Annotated in this window: 16 protein-coding genes; 11 read left to right on the forward strand and 5 right to left on the reverse strand. The window is 66.5% G+C overall.

Annotated elements, in window-relative coordinates:
- Positions 1-3: 3 nt before the first annotated feature.
- The 6 genes from AC59JP_RS10430 (at position 4) to AC59JP_RS10455 (ending at position 6,280) form a co-directional block, all read left to right on the forward strand.
- Positions 4-1,245, forward strand: coding sequence for a pyridoxal phosphate-dependent aminotransferase (locus AC59JP_RS10430; RefSeq protein WP_497325757.1), 1,242 nt, complete (start codon positions 4-6; stop codon positions 1,243-1,245).
- Positions 1,242-2,237: an adenosine deaminase gene (gene add / locus AC59JP_RS10435; protein ID WP_497325664.1), complete on the forward strand. Its 996-nt coding sequence runs from the start codon at positions 1,242-1,244 to the stop codon at positions 2,235-2,237. Before AC59JP_RS10430 ends, add begins: the two co-directional genes overlap by 4 nt.
- Before the next feature lie 212 nt (positions 2,238-2,449).
- Entirely contained in the window at positions 2,450-3,706 is a 1,257-nt protein-coding gene (locus AC59JP_RS10440) for a YibE/F family protein (protein ID WP_497325665.1), read from the forward strand.
- 194 nt (positions 3,707-3,900) lie between these two features.
- Complete coding sequence (locus AC59JP_RS10445) at positions 3,901-4,149, forward strand: acyl carrier protein (RefSeq protein WP_497325666.1); 249 nt, start codon at positions 3,901-3,903, stop codon at positions 4,147-4,149.
- 5 nt (positions 4,150-4,154) lie between these two features.
- Positions 4,155-5,342 carry an acyl-CoA dehydrogenase family protein gene (locus AC59JP_RS10450; RefSeq protein WP_497325667.1) on the forward strand — a complete coding sequence of 396 codons (1,188 nt, stop codon included), beginning with the start codon at positions 4,155-4,157 and terminating at the stop codon, positions 5,340-5,342.
- The gene (locus AC59JP_RS10455; protein WP_497325668.1) at positions 5,342-6,280 is read left to right on the forward strand and encodes an amino acid--[acyl-carrier-protein] ligase; all 939 of its coding nucleotides are present in this window, start codon (positions 5,342-5,344) and stop codon (positions 6,278-6,280) included. The genes AC59JP_RS10450 and AC59JP_RS10455 overlap by 1 nt, the downstream gene beginning before the upstream one ends.
- On the opposite strand, the gene AC59JP_RS10460 is transcribed toward AC59JP_RS10455, so the two are convergent.
- Both AC59JP_RS10460 and AC59JP_RS10465 read right to left on the reverse strand, forming a co-directional pair.
- Positions 6,277-8,643 carry a glycosyl hydrolase 2 galactose-binding domain-containing protein gene (locus AC59JP_RS10460; RefSeq protein WP_497325669.1) on the reverse strand — a complete coding sequence of 789 codons (2,367 nt, stop codon included), beginning with the start codon at positions 8,641-8,643 and terminating at the stop codon, positions 6,277-6,279. The two genes, AC59JP_RS10455 and AC59JP_RS10460, sit on opposite strands and share 4 nt — an antisense overlap.
- Entirely contained in the window at positions 8,640-9,599 is a 960-nt protein-coding gene (locus tag AC59JP_RS10465; protein WP_497325758.1) for a DUF1839 family protein, read from the reverse strand. The genes AC59JP_RS10460 and AC59JP_RS10465 overlap by 4 nt, the downstream gene beginning before the upstream one ends.
- 289 nt (positions 9,600-9,888) lie before the next feature.
- On the opposite strand from AC59JP_RS10465, the gene AC59JP_RS10470 reads away from it, so the two are divergent.
- Genes AC59JP_RS10470 through AC59JP_RS10485 form a run of 4 tightly spaced genes read left to right on the forward strand, consistent with a single transcriptional unit; the run spans position 9,889 to position 14,061 of the window.
- A complete protein-coding gene (locus AC59JP_RS10470) occupies positions 9,889-11,730 on the forward strand; it encodes a serine aminopeptidase domain-containing protein (RefSeq protein WP_497325670.1) in 1,842 nt (613 codons plus the stop codon).
- 54 nt (positions 11,731-11,784) lie between these two features.
- Positions 11,785-12,330, forward strand: coding sequence for an LbetaH domain-containing protein (locus tag AC59JP_RS10475; RefSeq protein ID WP_497325671.1), 546 nt, complete (start codon positions 11,785-11,787; stop codon positions 12,328-12,330).
- Positions 12,327-13,460: a glycosyltransferase gene (locus tag AC59JP_RS10480; RefSeq protein WP_497325672.1), complete on the forward strand. Its 1,134-nt coding sequence runs from the start codon at positions 12,327-12,329 to the stop codon at positions 13,458-13,460. The genes AC59JP_RS10475 and AC59JP_RS10480 overlap by 4 nt, the downstream gene beginning before the upstream one ends.
- Positions 13,453-14,061, forward strand: coding sequence for a YdcF family protein (locus AC59JP_RS10485; protein ID WP_497325673.1), 609 nt, complete (start codon positions 13,453-13,455; stop codon positions 14,059-14,061). Before AC59JP_RS10480 ends, AC59JP_RS10485 begins: the two co-directional genes overlap by 8 nt.
- A gap of 4 nt (positions 14,062-14,065) precedes the next feature.
- On the opposite strand, the gene AC59JP_RS10490 is transcribed toward AC59JP_RS10485, so the two are convergent.
- The 3 genes from AC59JP_RS10490 to AC59JP_RS10500 all read right to left on the reverse strand — a co-directional run bounded on the left by AC59JP_RS10490 (position 14,066) and on the right by AC59JP_RS10500 (position 19,442).
- Positions 14,066-15,658 carry a DUF7159 family protein gene (locus tag AC59JP_RS10490; RefSeq protein WP_497325674.1) on the reverse strand — a complete coding sequence of 531 codons (1,593 nt, stop codon included), beginning with the start codon at positions 15,656-15,658 and terminating at the stop codon, positions 14,066-14,068.
- A 361-nt stretch (positions 15,659-16,019) separates the two neighbouring features.
- A complete protein-coding gene (locus AC59JP_RS10495; protein ID WP_497325675.1) occupies positions 16,020-17,981 on the reverse strand; it encodes a DUF7159 family protein in 1,962 nt (653 codons plus the stop codon).
- 129 nt (positions 17,982-18,110) lie between these two features.
- Positions 18,111-19,442 (reverse strand): NAD(P)/FAD-dependent oxidoreductase, encoded by a 1,332-nt coding sequence (locus AC59JP_RS10500; protein WP_497325676.1) that lies wholly within the window; start codon positions 19,440-19,442, stop codon positions 18,111-18,113.
- Positions 19,443-19,474: 32 nt separating this feature from the next.
- Here AC59JP_RS10500 and AC59JP_RS10505 point away from each other — a divergent pair, with 32 nt between their 5' ends.
- On the forward strand, positions 19,475-19,987 hold the full coding sequence (locus tag AC59JP_RS10505; RefSeq protein ID WP_497325677.1) for an arsenate reductase/protein-tyrosine-phosphatase family protein: 513 nt from the start codon (positions 19,475-19,477) through the stop codon (positions 19,985-19,987).
- The last annotated feature ends 2 nt before the right edge of the window (positions 19,988-19,989 follow it).

The raw sequence follows: 19,989 nt of genomic DNA on the forward strand, positions 1-19,989 counted from the left end.
GGGGTGGCGCATCCTCACCACCGCGTCCCCCGCGTCTTCGAGCAGTCCGAGAAGCTCCAGAACGTTCTGTACGAAATTCGTGGCCCGGTGCACGCTCACGCCGCCCGGCTCGAGGCCGAGGGCCATCGGATTCTCAAGCTCAATATCGGTAACCCTGCGCCGTTCGGCTTCGAGGCACCCGACGTCATCGTTCGGGACATGATCGCGTCGCTGCCGTTCGCGCAGGGCTACTCCGAATCCAAGGGGATCATCTCCGCTCGTCGCGCCGTGGTCACCCGGTACGAGCTGGTCCCGAACTTCCCCGAATTCGACGTCGACGACGTGTATCTGGGTAACGGCGTCTCCGAGCTCATCACGATGACGATGCAGGCCCTGCTCAACGACGGCGACGAGGTGCTCATCCCCGCGCCGGATTACCCTCTGTGGACGGCGATGACGACCCTCGCCGGCGGCAAGGCGGTGCACTACCTGTGTGACGAGGGGAACGACTGGAACCCCGACATCGACGACATCGAATCGAAGATCACCGACCGGACGAAAGCCCTCGTCGTGATCAACCCGAACAACCCGACGGGCGCGGTGTACTCGAAGGACGTGCTGACCCGTCTCGTCGCCCTGGCCCGCAAGCATCAGTTGCTCCTGTTGGCGGACGAAATCTACGACAAAATTCTCTACGACGACGCCGAGCACATCTCGCTGGCCACGCTCGCGCCGGACCTGCTGTGCCTGACGTTCAACGGTCTCTCCAAGGCGTATCGCGTTGCCGGCTACCGGTCGGGCTGGCTCGTCATCACCGGCCCGACCGATCACGCGGCGGGGTTCATCGAGGGCATCAACCTGATGGCGTCGACTCGTCTGTGCCCCAATGTTCCTGCGCAGCACGCGATTCAGGTGGCACTGGGCGGTCACCAGAGCATCGAGGACCTGATTCTTCCCGGCGGCCGCCTGCTCGAACAGCGTGACGTCGCATGGTCGAAGCTCAACGAGATCCCGGGCGTCTCCTGCGTGAAACCGCGTGGCGCGCTGTATGCCTTTCCCCGCCTCGACCCCGAGGTGCACGAGATCCACAACGACGAGAAACTCGTCCAGGACCTGCTGCTGCAGGAGAAGATCCTCGTGGTGCAGGGCACGGGCTTCAACTGGCCCGACCACGATCATCTACGCATCGTGACGCTCCCGTGGGCTCGTGACCTCGCCACCGCCATCGAGCGGTTCGGCAACTTCCTCTCCTCGTACTCGCAGTGAACGACGCCGAATTCGTCGCGGCCCTGCCGAAAGTCGAACTTCACGTTCACCTCGAGGGGTCCATGTGGCCCAGTACGCTTCGCGCGCTGGTGGACAAGCACGGCCTGGAGGGTTTTCCGGTCGACGAAGCCGGTCTGCGTGAGTGGTTCGAGTTCCGGGATTTTCCGCATTTCATCGAGGTCTACCTGAAATCGATCACGACCCTGATCGACGAGGACGACTTCTCACGGCTCGCGTACGACAGCATCACCGCGCTGGCGACGCACAACACGCGCTACGCCGAGATGCACGTGTCGCTCTTCGGTCACCTGATGCGCGGTGTCGACGCCTCCGTGGTGTTCGACGGTATCGAGGACGGCCGAATCAGGGCCGAGCGCGACAGCGGCGTCGTCGTCCGCTGGATTCCCGACTTTCCGGGTGACTTCGGACTGGACGCGGCGAACCGCACGCTCGACGCGGTGCTCGCCGACCGCCGCGACTCCGTCGTCGCCTTCGGTATCGGGGGCATCGAGGTGCCCCGCGATCCGTTCGGCCCCGTGTTCCGTCGCGCGATCGACGCCGGCCTGCACAGCGTTCCTCACGCCGGCGAAACCGAAGGTCCGGACCGGGTGTGGTCGGCCATCCGCGACCTCGGCGCGGAGCGGATCGGACACGGGATAGCCGTGATGCAGGACCCCGCGTTGGTGGATCATGTTCGCGAACACCGTATTCCGATCGACGTGTCACCCACGTCGAACGTCCGGACCCGCATGGTTCGAGACATCAGGGACCATCCCCTGCCCGCCATGATCGACGCCGGACTGCTCGTCACCCTCAACAGCGACGACCCGTCGATGTTCGGAACGGACCTCACTCGCGAATATCGGGCGGCTCTGGAGATGGGCCTCGACCGACGCACCGTGGCCACTTTGGCGATGAATGCCGTCGACGCGTCGTTCATCGATCCCGATCTCGGGGGCTCGATTCGCGCCGAAATTCAGCAATTCATGTGACTCCACACATACCGCGACCGTAGTCCTGGGGTCCGATACAAAAAAATCGGCTCGAGAGGAGTACCTTCGTACCTAGCACCACGCGTGCTCGAAAGCACCGACCGCGACGCCACCCCCCGGCGGCGCGTTCGGAAGGTGGCGGGGGACACCCCCCCTGCTTCCCCGCCACCGCCTTTCGCACATATCTTCTGGCTCCCACTACTCTCGACGCCGTGGACCACAGCCATTCCCACGGAACCGGGCCAATCCCCGTCGGTCCTGTCGCCTCCCGCATCGTTGTCGGAATCCTCACCGTCGTCGGCATCGCGGCGATCGTCGGAGTTGCGTTGTTGTGGCCCGCGAAGCAGGACATCGCCGTCCCCCTCCCGTTCCAGACGCAGAGCGGTGGCGTCGCCGCGACGGAGAGCGGAACCGTCACCCTCCAGGACCTCGGAGCATGCGGAAGCCCCTCGGCCGGAAAGGTTTTCACGGGCAACCCGACTCCACCGGTGGATGCGGCGTACGAGTGCCAGCGCAGCATCGTGCGCATCGACACCGGCACGAACGCGGGCACATCGACGCTTCTCGAGATCTCCCCCGGCCCCGGTGCGCCCGACCTGCGTGTGGGCGACGAAATTCGACTGGTGCGCGGCGAGGACTCGTCGGGTAGCCCGCAGTATGCGTTCGACGATTACACCCGCGGCACGCCGCTTCTCGTCGTCGGTCTGATCTTCGCCGTGGTGATCGTCGCGGTCGCGCGATGGCGGGGACTGCGTGCGCTCCTGGGCATCGGCGTCGCCCTCGCGGTGCTGGTCGGTTTCATGTTGCCGGCGATTCTCGCCGGGTCGTCGGCGCTGCTCGTCGCGCTCATCGGCGGCACGGTGATCCTCTACTGCGTCCTCTACCTGGCCCACGGAGTGAACCTGCGCACCAGCTCCGCCCTGCTGGGCACGATCGTGTCGATGGGACTGGCCGCGCTGCTGTCCGACCTCGCGATCAGAGCCACCAGGGTGACCGGGTTCTCCGAGGAGCAGAACACCAACGTCCAGGCCTACATCGGTCAGGTGAGCATCACCGGGCTCCTGCTGGCCGGTTTCATCATCGGGTCGTTGGGCGTGCTCAACGACGTCACGATCACTCAGGCGTCCGCCGCCTTCGAGCTGGCGGCGCTCGACGAGGACGCCTCGCGGCGGTCCATCTTCGGTTCCGCGATGCGCGTGGGCCGCGATCACATCGCCAGCACGGTGTACACGCTGGTCCTGGCCTATGCCGGTGGCGCGCTGCCGCTGCTGCTTCTGTTCAGCGTCGCGGGGCGATCGATCGGCACCGTGCTCACCGGAGACGCCGTCGCGATCGAGATCGTGCGGTCCTGTGTGGGCGGCGTTGCGCTCGCGTTGTCGGTGCCGTTGACCACGGGCATCGCGGTGCTTCTGGCGCGGCCTCTGGGCGGCGGCAGGGCGAAATCGTCAGGTGGACGGCACTCGGTGTGAGATCCGTAACGAACATCGACTGGGCCACGAAGTAACAGACGAACGGACCGATGTAGCTTCGCAAAACAAACTTGTGTAATGTTTGGAACGGGTCCGGGGACCATGTAAACGCGTGACCTGTTCAGGATCGGTCGGTGGTCATTGCCGCCACGGCCTCGTCCAGTCAACGCGCCACACACCTGGAGGGCACCTAGATGAACACCCTGACCGCCGACGACGTCGATCGCATCCGAGAGGTCATCGGCAAGTACGGAAAGCTGTCGGTTGCCACCATCGGCGACGAGGACGATCTCTACGACCAGGGCCTCACATCTCACGCGAGCGTGAACGTGATGATCGCCCTCGAGGACGAATTCGACATCGAGTTCCCCGATCGTCTGCTGCAGAAGGCCACCTTCGCCAGCATCTCCGCAATCGCCGACGCCGTCGCGCAGCTGGCGTGATCGACATGAGCATTCTCGACAACACGATCGACGCCACAGCCTCGATCGCCGAAACCGCTGTCGCCGCCTCCCTCGACGAGGTCTTGGCCGTCGTACGAAGCAACGCCGAACTCGTCGATCGGGAAGCCCGCTTCCCAGCCGAGTCCGTCCAGGCACTGCGCTCCGCGGGTCTGCTGGCCGCGTCGGTTCCCGCGTCCTACGGCGGCGGCAACATGACGCTCACCGAGCTCACCAACATCGCACGGGCGCTGGGCGCAGAGTGCGCATCGACCGCGATGATCTTCGCGATGCACCACATTCAGGTGCTGAGCCTCGTTCGGCACGGCCAGTCCCACGCCGCCGTGCGCGACTTTTTGCACGAGATGGTGCAGACCCAGCCCCTCGTCGCATCGGCGACCACCGAGATCAACATCGGCGGGGACGTTCGTTCGAGCGGCTGCGCTGTCGAATACGACGGTGACCGCTTCACGCTGACCAAGAACGCACCGGTGATCTCGTACGGCGAGTACGCCGACGCCATCCTGGCCACCGCGCGTCGCAACGTCGACAGTGCACCGAGCGATCAGGTCCTGGTGGTCTGCCGCCGCGAGGACATCACTCTGCAGAAGACCGGCACGTGGGACACCATGGGCTTCCGCGGCACCTGCAGCCCCGGCTTCATGCTGCGGGCATCGGGTGATCGTGACTGCGTGCTCAGCGACAGCTACAGCGACATCTCCGCTCGCACCATGCTTCCCACCGCTCACGTCATGTGGGGCGGTGCCTGGCTCGGTATCGCCGACGCCGCAGTTCGCAAGGCGCGCAAGTCGGTTCAGAAGCTGGCTCGCAAGAACCCGGGCACCACACCGCCCTCGGCAGCCCGTCTTGCCGAGCTGCTCGTCGTGCACCAGCAGCTCTCGGACACCGTGTTCACCGCGGCCCACAAGTTCGATTCGATCGCCGACGATCCCGATCAGCTCAACTCCATCGGGTTCGCGCTCTCGATCAACAACGTCAAGGTCACGGCGTCGGATCTACTGATCGACATCGTCGGTCGGGCGCTGCTCATCTGCGGCATCGCCGGTTACCGCGAAGACAGCGAACTGCGTATGAGCCGCCATCTGCGTGACTCTCACGGGTCGGCCATCATGGTGAGCAACGAGCGAATCCTAGGCCACAACGCCCAGCTCGCCCTGGTCTACAAGGGGATCTGATGTCCGTCACCGACGCTCGGCCGGTGACCGATCTCGACACCGCCCGCGCAGACTTCCAAGCACAGCTTGTCGACGCCGGACTGCTCGTCCCCAGCTCGATCGACGGACTCTACGGCCGCTCCGGCGAGTTCGAGGACGTCATCGAACTGATCGACACTCGCGTACGCGCAGCTGGTCAGGCGGCTCACGGAAAGTCGTTGCGACGCTTCCGCTTTCCGCCCGTCTTTCCTCGCGAGTCGTTCGAGAAGACCGACTACATCGCGTCGTTCCCGAACCTCACCGGTGCGATCAACACGTTCGGCGGCGACAACAAGGCGCACGCGTCGCTGTTGGCCGACCGGTCGGAGGGCAAGGACTGGGATCACCACCTCGAGTCCGCCGGGACCATGCTCGTCTCGGCCGCGTGCCACCCGTCGTACTCGATGCTCACCGGAACGCTCCCCGACGGGGGCGTCACCATGGACATCTACGGGTACTGCTTCCGGCACGAACCGGCCATCGATCCCGCTCGCATGCAGGCGTTCCGGATGCACGAGTTCGTGCAGGTCGGCACCCCGGATCAGGCGGTGTCGCATCGTGAATCGTGGATCGAGCGCGGCATGTCGGTCCTGACCGACCTCGGCTTGGACGCAACACCCGTCATCGCGAACGACCCGTTCTTCGGTCGGGCCGGCCGGATGCTCGCCGCCAATCAGCGCAACGAGAACCTCAAGACCGAACTCGTGGTGCGCCTGTACGGAGATCTGGACGAGGGCACTGCCGTCGTGTCGTGCAACTGCCACCGCGACCACTTCGGGCACACGTTCGGTATTTCGACGCCCGACGGCGAGGAGGCGCACAGCGCCTGTGTCGGGTTCGGCATGGAGCGCATCGCGCTCGCGCTGTTCCGCACCCACGGGCTCGACACCGGCAAGTGGCCGGCAAGCCTTCGGGTCTAGTTTTCGACGGTCACTCGGCCACGTGCAACCGCATTGAGCGCGCGCACGTGGCCGCTCGGCTTTCTACCGGCGCTCACTGGGTTTAACCGCACCGTTTGAGTCGCACCGGGCGCGAGATGGAACCACGAGTCGGAGGGCACGAACCCGTCGATGTCGACACAGACGTACTGCGCGGTGTACTCCGCTCCCACGTCGAGGGTCCACATCCCGTCGGCCTCTCGGGCGACTGCGGTGAGGCCGACTGTGTTCTGACGGGGCAGCGCGGGACCGCCCACCACCCGAACATCGTGTGCGACAACCTGTCCGTCGACGACGAGTGTGGTCTCGACGGCGTCGAAGGTACGAGCGCCGAAGCGGTGCGCATGCGACAGGTCGGTGAAGCGGCCGATCACCGCGTCCGCCGTCGTCGCCACCGTCGAGCGGGCAGCGACAGTCACGGGGGTGGATCCTTCCGCTGCCGCCACACCGGCGCCGGTGAACGCCCGCACGTGCAGTTCGCCCACCAAGTCGCGCGCCGTGTCGTTGACCGCGTCGATCCGGTAGCCGTCCATGCCGCCGTCGGTGACCAGAAGAGCGACCGGTGCGCTCGCACGCGCGAGGGCGAACCACGGCGCCTTGGGCGATCCTGCCGAATCCGAAAACCCCCATCCTGCACCGGGTTCGAGATCACGCAACGTCAGGACCAGAGCACCCGCACAGTGCGAGCGTGACCCTCGCCAGTGCCCGTACGACTCGGTGACCGCCTCGCAGATCACGGCGCGCCCGAGATCGAGGTAGTACTCCGGATCGTCTCGGCGCACCGAACTCGGCTCCACCTCGAACACCGTGCGCACGTAGTGGTCCCGGACGTCCTCGAAGTCCCACGACGATCCGCGATCGCGTGGCACCGCCGCCTTCCAGCCCGGAGTGTGGCCGGCTGCGGCCGCCGACCCGAACCAGCTGTCGACGGCCCTGCGCTCGGGCGGGACGGCGAACGCCAACGATTCGGCGGCGAAGCGCACGCCGGCGCTGCGGACGTCGGACAGCGGCCGCAGGTACCCGCCGATCCCGAAGTAGTGGGCGACTCCGGATCCGACGTGCGTGTGCAGGTCACCGCCGGACGGCGAGGACGGAACGTACGGCAACCCCGGCGCCAGCTCGGCCGCGACGGCTGGAATGTCGGCGTCCAGCAACGTAATTCGAGACGAGTCGGCGTCGAGGCCCAGCATCGTCGGCTGTTGATAGGTCTCGCTGCCCCCGCTCAGAACCGCGAGACACGGCTCGTTGACCCTGCTGCGCAGCAGATGTCGTACCTCGTCGAGGGTGTCGGCGACGAACACCGGGTCGTCGGGTGGGTCGACGGTCGCGAACATCACGTCCTGCCACACCAGAATGCCCAGCGCCGAACAGGCGGCGAAGAAGGCGTCGTCCTCGTAGATCATCGTGCCGGTCAGGCGAATCATGTTCAGCCCAGCGTCCCGCACAGCCACCAGGGCCGCTCGCAGCGCGGTCGGATCGTTCTGCACGCTCACCGGATCGAGCGGAACCCAGCAACCACCGCGGCAGAAGACCGGATCGCCGTTGACGGACACGGTCCCCGACGCCGGGTCGAGCGCGACGGACCGGAACCCGACCGTGGTCGAAATACCGTCGACATCAACCGAATACACGACGGGCTCACCGTGCGTGTGCGGCCACCACGGACGCGCGCTGTCGACGACGAACTCGTGATTCACCCGACCGTCGTCTGCGACCGGGACATCGAACACGGTCCCGTCGACCGTGACGGACACGGGCGACGACGCCTCGCCGGCGACGTGAAGTACAGCGGTGCCGTCCGCCCACTCCCCCCACACGCGAACATCGTTGGTTTGGCGACGAACGAGACGCACCGGGCGGAACGGCCCGACGATCGCAGGCGCACCGGAAAACACGGGAGCGCGCCCGAGCATGGAGGTACGCACCCATCGCAACCCCTGCCGATCGGTCATCGACGACCGCCACCGGCCGCGGGGTCTGCGCTTGGACAGGTGCGCATCGAGCGAGCGGAACGCGATGTCGACCGTGATCTCGCCCGCCGGCACGTCGATGCGAACCGGTACGAACATGGACGTCGAGGCGGCGACCGGTTTGCCGTCGAGATAGACTTCGGAAAGTGTTGCCAGCCCGTCGAATTGGAGCTGCCAACTCCCCTCCGGCACCGTCAGTCGACCGCGGTACCAGAAGTCGAGCGCGTCGAGGTCGTCGGTCGACACGTCGAGCGAACTCGACGCGACCGTTCCGGGCACGGTCGCGTCCGACCATTGCGTCGCGACGTCGGACGGGACAGTTGAGGCACCCGCCGGCGTTGCGGTAACGGACCAGGAGCCGAACGGGGTTGTCACACCGCAGATGCTATGACAGCCATTCCGTCGGCCCATGCGGAAGCCATCGAATCGAGGGACTCGTCGACGGACACGGCGCGACCCCGCGCTGCGCGTGCCATCTTGAACTGAACCGACTTGGCACCGGTGGCCACCTCGCGGAACGCGTCCTGAGCGGCCCCGGCTCCGTGCACGCCTCGCGCCTCCAGATACGCGGCCACGTCGGCGGCGAGTTCGGCGGTTGCTCCGCACTGACGCAGGGTTCCGAAGGACCACAGATGGAACTGCTCCGGACCGGCCTGACGCACCCACTCGACGTCGCCTCGAATTCGTTCACCCAGTCGGGCAACGGGATTCGATGTCGGTCGGCGTCGGACGTGCGACCGGATGACGTCGAGGTCGCGGTCGTCGTCGGTTGCCCCCCGTCCCAGCCGATCACGGTCGATGCGAATGCGTTCGATGTAGGGAGGAAGCGAGTTTCGCTCGACGTCCCCGATCGCGAGGGCGCCGCGGAAGTCCTCGCCCTCGAGCCCGTAGTAACCGCTGTTGTGGAAGTACTCCATGCGCTCCCCGGCGGCGTCGAGCACGATCGGGACGACGGTGGTCTTCGTGTGCTCGTTGCGGTAGCTGGTGCCCTCGGTGTCGGGGAGATAGAACCCGTCCACCTCGACGGTCGACATGACACCGTCGTCCAGATTTTCCGCTACCTGATCGGCGAACGGCTTCCAGATGTTCTGCTCGGCCACGTCGACGCCGTAGAGGACCCGCAGATCCTCCGGCTGGAACTTCACGAAGTCCCACTGCCGCCCGTCGAAATCGGCACTGAGAACGAAGGCGGTGGCTGGAACCGGATCCGCTCCGAGCGCATGGAGCACCTCGATCCACAGATCCACGTAGCAGTTCGTCTCGGACCAGATTCGCTCCGACCGATGAATCGGGTGCGGTTCGAACCGATCCGTCCGGGGCACCCTGACCAGCGGAACATGTCCGCTTCGGTCTGCATCCAACGGTGGTGACGTCACGAGTGCCTCCTGATGTAGTGGGGCCGATTGTTTTGCCTCGTCGCACGACTGTCAAGCGCGCCGAACGTTCCCGACCGGGGGCCCGTCCGCAACGGTCCAGTCGGTTCGCGATGTCCGGATTGACCGTAAAACCATACCTGTAGTATGTTATGTACGTTCTAATCGGACTTTGTGCGTTGTCGTTGTCACCACGGCGTCACGCGCTCATGTCTACGCCGTCGGGGCAGTTCCAGGGGAGGATCCCGTGACAGATTTCGCCACCGGCAGGCGCGGCGTCACCTACTTGCGCCCGGTCTTGTCGACCCACCGCACAGCCGAGTTCGCCAACGAACCGGCACACCCCAGCTCCGACCAAGCGGTCACCACGTTCGAAACGTGGTTCGGCTCCACCGACGCGCCGCTGTTCGGCAGCGTTCACGTTCCGGCCTCGGGTCGAGCGCGCGGCGCCGCAGTCCTCTGCGCCCCACTCGGCAAGGAGCACATCACCACGTATCGCGGCATGCGGCAGCTCGCCGAGCGGCTGGCGGCGGCCGGTCTGATGGTTCTTCGGTTCGACTACCGCGGCCAGGGCGACTCGTCCGGCGACCAGCTCGACCCCGAGGCCGTCGCCGGCTGGACAAGCAGCATCGCGCAGGCCGTCGACTACGTCCGCGCCGCCGGCGCCGACCGCGTCTCCCTGGTCGGCCTTCGGGCCGGCGCCCTCCTCGCCTCGCAGGTTGCGGCGTCCGTCGGCCACCTCGAATCGGTCGTGCTGTGGGATCCCGTTCTGTCCGGCCGCAGTTACATGCGCGAGCAGCGCGCTCTCTACAAGATGACGATCGGCGACGACGACCCCTCCGACGAGTCCGTCTCGATTCTCGGCGCGGTGTTCGACCCGACCAGCGCCGCGCACTTGGAGTCCCTGCGCATCGCAGCGGACGACATCGCCACCGCTGCAGCGCCTGTCCTCTGTCTCGTCCGTCCCGAGGAACTGGACTCACGACCGGTCCGCAAGTTGGTGGAGGCGACGAACGCCGAACTCGACGTTGCGCCGAGCCAGAACGCATTCGTCAATCCCCCGAGCTTCGTCTTCTCGGTGCCGACCGGAACGGTCGATCACCTCGCGCGGTGGATCTCGAAGCATCAGGGCGCCGGAACGTCGGACGTCACCCCACGTCGGTGGGACACCGCCCGCGTGCACGTCCGTCCGGACGGTGTCGAGGTGTACGAGTCCATCGAGTATCGAGGCCCCGAACAACTTCTCGCGATCAGCACTCATGTCGAGTCGCGCAGCGATTGCGATGCGCAGGTCGTCATGCACGGCACTGCCAGCGAACACCGGATCGGGCCGGTTCGGCTGTGGGTGGAGTCCGCTCGTCGGATCGCCACCACGAGCGTCGGAGCGATCCGATTCGACCGTCGTGGCACAGGCGACAGCGAGACGGTCGCGCACAACGAGAGCACCTCACCGATGTCGGTCAAGGCGCGCGAGGACGTGGCCGGCATCGTGGGCTCCCTCGACGTGCCCGCCACCCGCACCCTCCACGTCGGCATGTGCTCCGGATCGTGGCATTCGGCGTACGCGGCGGATCGGTTCGGGGCTGCCGCGGTGGTTTTGGTCAACACCGTCGCCTGGTCGCTCAAGCGCAAGCGTCTGCCGGTCAAGGCGGCCAACGTGACCGCCATGAATTCCAAGGTGGCCTCCGGGCTGTTCGTCGTCGCCAAGCGGGTGCGCAACGCAGGTCGCACCGCGGCGAAGAAGATTCCGTACCCGGTGTGGCGCGCGATGGGTTCTGCGGGCGTCATCGAGGTGCCCGAGACGATGCTCGACTCGTTGCTGTCCAAGGACATTCGGGTCGAGGTCATGTTGTCGCCGGAAGACGTCGACCATTTTCGGATTCAGCGGGGAGAGTCCGGGCTGCGCCGCCTGCGCGCACGCGGATCCGATCCCCATGTCGACGTCTACGCCGAGGGCGATCACTCGCTGTACCACCGCGACCTGCGCGGCACCGTGGCGAGCCGAATCCTCACGACTGTGGCCGAGGTGTTCGACGCCGAGGTGGACGTGCCGCAGCCGGCGGTTTCGATCCCCGCTCATGCGCTTTGACAGCGCAGTTCGCCTGCAGTCCTCGATCCAGCGTCCTGCACTAGCGTGAGCGACGTGCATACGACTCCAGCCCGTCGCTCGCTCGCCGGCTTCACCGGCGCCGGATACGACAAGGGCCGAGGAAAACTGACTCAGGCGCTGTGGATGCTGATCTCCGGCCTCGTCGTGACCCGGTGGTGGTGCCCCCTGGCGCTACGCGTGGCGATACTTCGTGCCTTCGGCGCAACGATCGGCGACAACGCCCTCATTCGTCACCGAGTGCGTATCCACTGGCCGTGGAAGTTGACGGTCGGAGCAGACTCGTGGATCGGCGAGGACGTCTGGATTCTCAACCTCGAACCCGTCACCATCGGTTCCGACGTGTGCGTGTCGCAGGCGGCTCTCCTCTGCACCGGGAGCCACGACCGCCGCTCACCGACGTTCGAGTTCGACAACGCACCGATCGTCGTGGACGACGGAGCGTGGATTGCTGTGCGCGCCACGGTCTTACGCGGTGTCACCGTCGGCGCGGACGCCGTCGTCGGCGCCAACGCGCTGGTGACTCGGGACGTGGCGCCGGGCGCGACGGTCCTCGCGCCGACAGCAGACAAGAGACCATGAGAATTCTTCAGGTGGTCACCCTGGTGACTCCGGCGGGTTCGTTCGGCGGTCCGGTTCGCGTCGCGATCAACCAGTCACGCGCACTCGCCGAACTCGGCCACGACGTCACCGTCGTCGCCGGCACCTCCGGGTACCGGCAGCCTCCCACCGAGCAGGACGGGGTGCCGCTTCGGTTGTTCCCCGCGCGGCAGGTCATCCCCAAGACCGGTTTCGCCGGGTTGAGCAGTCCCGCGATGGTTCGCTGGTTCCTGTCCCACCGGAAGAATTTCGACGTGGTTCACGTCCATCTGGCCCGCGATCTGGTGACCATGCCGATGGCGCGGCTGGCGTCGATGCTGGGACTCGGCCTCGTGGTGCAGACCCACGGGATGATCGATGCCACGGACAAACTGCTGGCCCGCCCGCTCGACGCGTTCCTGACCAGACCGGTTCTCCACCGCGCTGCGGCCGGGTTGTACCTCACCGAGCGCGAACACACCGACCTCGTATCGGTTGCGCAAGAAGATCGTTCGATCCTGCACTGGGTGAGGAACGGCGTACCGGAGAACACCGTGGATCCCACTCTGCGCACCACGCCGCCGGAGGTGCTGTTCCTCGCGCGTCTGCAGGAGCGCAAACGGCCCCTGATGTTCGTGGCCATGGCGCGCGAGTTGCTCGATCAGGGCGTGAATGCTCGTTTCACCCTGGTCGGACCGGACGAAGGCGAAGGCGGCGCCGTACGCGATGCCATCGACGCGAGCGGACACTCCGAGTCGATCTCGTGGGAGGGCGCCGCGTCCCCGGACGAAACGCTCGCTCGGATGCGACGGGCGTCGGTGTACGTGCTTCCGTCGGTGGACGAGCCATATCCCATGTCTGTGCTCGAGGCGATGTCCGTCGGGCTCCCCGTTGTCGTGACGGACAGCTGCGGCCTGGCGCCCGAAATCTCGCGCACCGGGAGCGGAATCGTCGTCGACGATTCCCAGCGCGCCCTCGTGGAGGCAGTGCGAGAACTTGTCACCGACGACACCCAGCGTGACCGATTCGGCGCCCGAGCGTATGACACCATCGGACGTGATTTCGGCATGGCCACCGTAGCAACACAATTGGAGCAGATTTACCGAGATGCATTCACCTACCGCGATGACTGAACCCACCGCCGACAAACCGAAGAAGAAGAAGCGTCGCGTACTGCGAGCGTTCAAGATCGTCGTCTTGACCCTCGTCGTCGCCATGGTCGCGTTCATCGGGATCGGTTGGTCCACGTACGTCGACCCGGACGAGGACACCCCGGAAAAGGCCGACGCCATCTTCGTTCTCGGTGGATCCCACGACGGCCGGGAAGAATTCGCCCTGTCGTTGGCCGAGCAGGGGTACGCACCGCAGGTCGTCTTCTCCAACCCCTACGAGGACGGGCACTACGCGCGCTACGGATTCGACAACGACGGATACATGGACCGCCTGTGCAACGGCACCTACACCTTCGTCGTCAGCTGCTTCAATCCCAAGCCCGCCACCACCCGAGGCGAAGGTCGCGAACTGGCACGCCGCGCGACCGCAGAACACTGGAAGAAGGTCATCGTGGTGACCTTCACCCCGCACATCGCGCGCGCACGCTTCGTGATCGACAAATGCTGGCCGGGTGAGATCCTCTACGTGGCAAGCCCCACGGAGTTGTCCAACGTCGGATGGGCGTGGAACTTCGTCTACCAGTCGGGCGGCTTCGTCCGCGCACTCTTCGAGGACTGCTGACCCGTCAGAAGCCGGGCACATAAATCCTGGGTATCGGCAACCGCAACGGCGGAATCTGGAACGGGACCGAGATGTCCAGGGACGGGTTCGGCCGCGGCGGCGCCACCCCGCCGGTCGGGACGGAACCGTCGACGTTGTCGTTGGTCGGGTACGTGTAGGGCGAGCGGGTGCGAGTCGGCGCGACGGGTTCGTTTTGCGGACTCGCCGCGGCGACAGTCGATCCCGGGACGCTCGTGGGAGCGACTGCCGTAACGATCGGCGTCGAAGACGCAGAGGGCACTTCGGCCTCTGTGGTCGATCCGCCGACCGACGTGGACGACGGCGATCCCTGGGTCTGCTCCGGCTGTCGGAGCAGCGACTGCCCCGCGGCCCAGAGTCCCACGAGCGCGATGACGACGAACGTCGCGACCACACCCGCGCCGGTGGGTATCCGGTCGAGCAGACGCTCGAGCCAGGACCGAGTACTCGTAGGAACCGTCGCCACCGCGGTGCCGGTGTCCACAGCGGTGCCGGTGTCCACAGCGGTGCCGGTGTCCACAGCGGTGCCGGTGTCCACAGCGGCGGGGACGGCGACGGCGTAGAGAGTCGATCCCGATGCATCCCCGCTGTCGGCGACGAGAGCGGTGGTGATTCCGGGCGCAGTGTCGACGGCCGCAGTGTCGACGGCGGCGGAGTCGACGGGCGCAGAGTCGACCGCGGCGCCGCCGGCCCCTGCCATTGCGCGCGCAGGAGCCGCCACGCGTTCTGCGGCCATCAGAGCGGCGCCCTGCGCGACGACCATCTCGGGGTCGTCCGGGACCAGGACGGGAATGCTGAGCCATCTCGCGAGAATCGTTGTGACGACCGGTATGTGCGCGCCGCCCCCGATCACCACGACGGCTTGCGCTGTTCTGCGGCACCGCAAGCCCAGCTCGCTGACGATCTTGGCGGTCTCTTCGATCGGCAGATACACGGCTTGCTCGAACTGGTTGCGCGACATCAACAGCGTGCCGCCGCCGGGTGTCTGAGCCAGCAGCGACCTCGACAGCGATTCCTTGACGCCTCGGCAGAAGCCGGTGATCTCGGCCTGCTGTTCGGCCGTGGTGGGTTGGGAGAGAACGCCGTTGGAGATCAGGTGCTGCTCGACCTCGCGATCGAAGAGATCGCCACTGGCCAACGTTGATCGGGCCGCTCCGAGTTCGGTACCGCGCTCGGTGTCGACGAGTGACACCGAGAGACCGGTGGCGCCGAGATCGTAGATGGCGACGGTGTCGTACGGCGCGGCAATCTCGCTGTGCACGATCGAGCGAAGGGCGGCGCGTGACTCCGCGGCGATCAGAACCCCGTCGAGGCGTTCGGCTATTCGCTCGTCCGACGTGCGTCGCAGTTCCGGCCTGACGACGGCAGCACCGATCGGCGCATCGGGGCCGCTCTCGGCGCGAATGGTGGCCACCGACTCGGCTGCCGCGTCGAGCAAGGTGTCGTCGCCGCGGGGAGCGGTACGCGTGGAGTATGTCCATCGGGCATCGGGCTGCAGGGAGTCATCGGCAAGCAGGCCGTCGGCGCGGGCCACGCGGATCGACGTGGAACCGATCGAAAGTCCGAAAACAGCCGTCATCGAACCCGGGGCCTCCCGTCAGCGGTGAGGCGCTGGATACGCCTCTGGTACGTGTGCAGCTGGGAGCCCCTGCGGCGATCGCGGCGTGCTCGTCCCCCGCCGAACGGATCATCTCCGAACAACGAGCACACCGCGGCCGCCCCCGAGAGCACCCGGCTCACGGAGAGCGTGCAGAGGTCGGTCACAGACACTGCGACCGAACACCGCACGTTCCCCGCGGTCATCTCGGAAGAGGTTGTGCGAGGAAGGCATCCGCGCACGAACCGACGTTCCCCGCGACGCCGTGCCCGACGGACAAGCCGACCGGGTGACAGAAAGATAGCACACAAACAGACTGAAAGACTGTTTAGTCCTGGGCCGATCAGAGACCCGGAATCACCGGCAGAGGCGGCAGCACGATGTTGGGCAACGTGAACTGCGGCAGGCCCGGAATGACGGGGGCCGGGGCGGGTGCCGGCGCCGGCGCAGGTGCGTCGTTGCCCCCACCGCCGCCGGTGTCGCTCGACGCAGGCGGTGCGACCTCGGCCGGTGGGGGCGGCGGGGTCGTCGGTGGGATCGTCGAGGGCGCAGTCGTCGTCAGCGGCGGATTCGTCGTGGTCGGTGCCGTGGAGACCGCGGTGGGCGCATCGGTGGTCGCGGGAGTCTGCACGGCAGGGGCGCTGTCACGCGTTCCGCCGTAACCCAACGCAAGCCCGATCGCCGCGATCACGGCGAGAACCACAGCGGCGACGATGGGGACCCGCGACCGTTTCGGGGCAGTCTCGGCTCGGCCGTCCGGAGAGCCGGTCAACCACGACGGGGCGTTCGCCGCACGTGGATCCGACACCGGTCGAACATCGGGCTCGGCAGTCCGGTTCCGCGGTGTCGGCGCCGTGCTGGTCGACGCCGTAGTGGCCGACCCGGTGGATGCCGACCCCGTGGATGCCGACCCCGTGACTCGATCGGGTTGCGGACGCGGTTCGGGTTCGCTCGACGCAGCGGGGCGGAACTCGCTGCGGGGCGATCCGAGGGCGCCGTCGGCGGAATACGCCTGCGTCGACACCTCGGGGGACCCGAGCAAATCGGGGGACGCGAAGTACGCGGTATCGGGTTGCGCGACCTCGGAGTACGCGGTCGCCTCCGGCGGCAGCGGATCCTTCAGCGGGTCGTAGGGAGGCTTCTCGGCGGGAGATGTGTCTCGTACCGGCTGACCGTTGGTCGGCGCTGCGGCGTGGCCGTTGGTGGGAACAGCCGCGTGGCCGTTGGTGGGAACAGCCGCGTGGCCGTTGGTGGGAACAGCCACGTGGCCGTTGGTGGGAACAGCCACGTGGCCGTTGGTGGGAACAGCCGCGTGGCCGTTGGTGGGAACAGCGGCGTGTCCGTTGGTCGCGGGAGGCGTATGACCGTTGGTCGGCACATTCACATGCCCGTTCGACGGCACGACCGCCTGGCCGTTGGTGGGCACCGACGCAGCGCCGTTGGTTGCGTGTTCGACCGGTGTGGCGAGCAGCGCGGCACCCTTGGCTGCGACGAGTTCCGGCTCGTCCGGGGTGATGAGGCGCAGACCCGTCCACGACTCGAGGGTGTTGCGCACCAGCGGAATGTTCGACCCACCGCCTACCAGCACCAGCGCGTCCACCGTGCGCCCGCTCCGGTCGACGAGGTCTTTCACCATGCGCGCGGAGTTCTCGACCGGAACGGCGATCATCGCCTCGAACGCTTCACGGGAGAGGAGGATCAGGCCGCCCGAACCGGGCAGGCACACAGCACCGCTGTCGGAGAGCTGCTCTTTCGCGGTGCGGCACCGAATTTCGAAGTCACGAGCATCGACGTCCCCGAAGATGCCCTGCTGCCGTCCGAGTTGATTGTCGCGGATCAACGCGTCGAACATGTTTCCGCCGACGTCGAGGCTTCGCTCGCTCTCGACGATGTCGCCGGTACCGAGGTCGACGATGCTGACGCTCAGGCCTGAGCTGCCCAGGTCGTACAAAGCTACGGTTCGCAGTCCGGCGAGCTCACCCGCCGAGTGCAGGAACCGCAGCGCGGCGTGCACCTCGGGGATCAGGCGATAGTTCGCGATGTGCTGGCGTGCCATGGCCTGCGCCATCGCACCGGCCTGGACGTCGTCCCGATACGCGACACCCGTGGCCGCGATGTTGTTCCGGTCGGCGCCGTCGGACATCTCCACACCGATCGATTCGGCGGCGAGCTGCTCTGCTTCGTCGAAGGTGGTGTCGATGGCGCGGTGCTGGAAGACCGCGGCCGCTCCCGACCGAAGGTCAGCTTTCGGGCGCGCCAAACGTACGGCGCTGGTGCCCACCGACACTCCGAGAACCGAACTCATCCGCCGCCCTTAGCCATACCGAGAACATGTGCACGACCATCCCCGTATGGACGCCTCAACATTCATTGAGTGTAACCAAACGGTACAAAAGGAGCACGTCCGCTGGTCTCGCATCACAATAACCGACTTTTAACCGGTTTTGCGCTCGATTCCGTACGGGGTGCGTGCGGTCTCGGGGTCACCGTAGGTGATCGCACGCTCGCGTCGCGTTCCGGATGCGAGAGTAGCCGCCCAATTGAGTACTGTCCCGGTCCGATTCCGGAAACCGGCTAGAAACGCGATGTGGATGACGCCCCAGGAGACCCATCCGGCGAAGCCCCACATCTTCAAGGGACCGGCCTGCACCAGCGCATTCCTGCGTGCGATGTACGCCGCGGTGCCGAGGTCGCGGTACTTGAACGGGGTGCTCACGCGATGGCCGGTAGTGATGGACTCGGCGATCTGTGCGCCGGCGTGACGACCGCCCTGCATGGCCACTTCCGCGACACCCGCCAGCTTGTTCAGCGACATGATGTCGCCGACCACGAACACTTCGGGATGACCGGGAACGGACAGGTCCGGTTCGGTGGTGATGCGGCCGCCTCCGACCTGCTCCACGCCGAGCGCCTGCGCCAGCGCTCCCACGAACGGGACCGCCTCGACGCCGGCCGTCCACAGCACCGTCCGCGTCTCGAACACCTCGACGTCGTTCTTGTCCTTCTTGGACGTGATCTGAATCGACTTCTCGCACACGTCGGTGACGTGCACGCCGAGATGCGTTTCGACGCCCACCTTGTCCAGCGTCCGCTGTGCGTGCCCCGACAGCTTCGGGTTGAACGACTCCAGGACGCGATCGCCCCCGTCGATGAGCAGTACGCGGGCCTCGCTCGGGTCGACGGAGCGGAACTCCTTGTCCAGTGCCCGCGTCGCCAATTCGCGAATCTGGCCGGCGATCTCGACTCCGGTCGGGCCGCCGCCCGCGACTGCGAACGTGAGCCAGGGCCGCCGCTCCTCCGCGGTCGGAAGCGACTCGGCCATTTCGAAGGCATTGATGAGCTTGCGACGGATGGCGAGAGCATCGTCGACCGTCTTCATTCCCGGCGCCCACTGCGCGTACTCGTCGTGCCCGTGGTACGCCTGCCGCATGCCCGCCGCCACCACGAGATAGTCGTACGGGAGATCGAAGGTCGTGCCGTCGGCCCGCGTGGCGGTCAGGATGCGCGTCTCTGCGTCGACGCGGGTGGCCTCGCCGAGCACCACGTGCGTGTTCTTGTTCCGACGAAGTAGGTGCCGCAGGGGCGAGGTGATCTCGCCCTCGGACAGCAGGCCGGTAGCGCACTGGTACAGCAGCGGCTGGAAGACGTGTGACGTCCCGCGATCGAGAAGTGTCACGTCCGCGTCGACCTTCTTCAATCGACGAGCGGCGTGCATGCCGCCGAAACCGCCGCCGACGATGACCACCCTGGGGCGCGCTTGCTTCATGAACTCGATGGTGCCACGCATACACTTCCGCCATGCACGTGCTGTTCGTATGCACCGGAAACATCTGTCGATCACCTACCGCGGAGCGGTTGCTGCAGGCCTACGCGGCCGAGCGCGGCCTCGAGGTCACCGCGGAGAGCGCCGGAACACGGGCGGTGGTGGGCCACGGAGTCGAGGCGACCGCGTCCGAGGTTCTCTGCTCGCTCGGCGGAACGCCCGACGGATTCGTGGCGCGCAGGTTGACCGCGGACATCGCTGCGCGCGCCGACGTCATTCTGACGATGACCGCACGCCATCGTGATGCCGTGCTCGCCGTCGCGCCCCGCAACCTCCGCACCACGTTCACCCTCCTCGAGGCGTCCGAGTTGGCCGCCCGAACCGGATCGGGAGATCCCGCCGACTGGTACCGAGCTCGAGTCACCGCCCCGGTGACCAGGCTGGACATCGACGACCCGATCGGGCAGTCGGTGGTGGTGTTCGAGAGCATCGGCCAACAGATCGCCGACGCGTTGGGGCCGTTGCTCGAGGTGTGGAAGCAGGCCTGACA

This window comes from Rhodococcus sp. 320_ES (assembly GCF_059691855.1).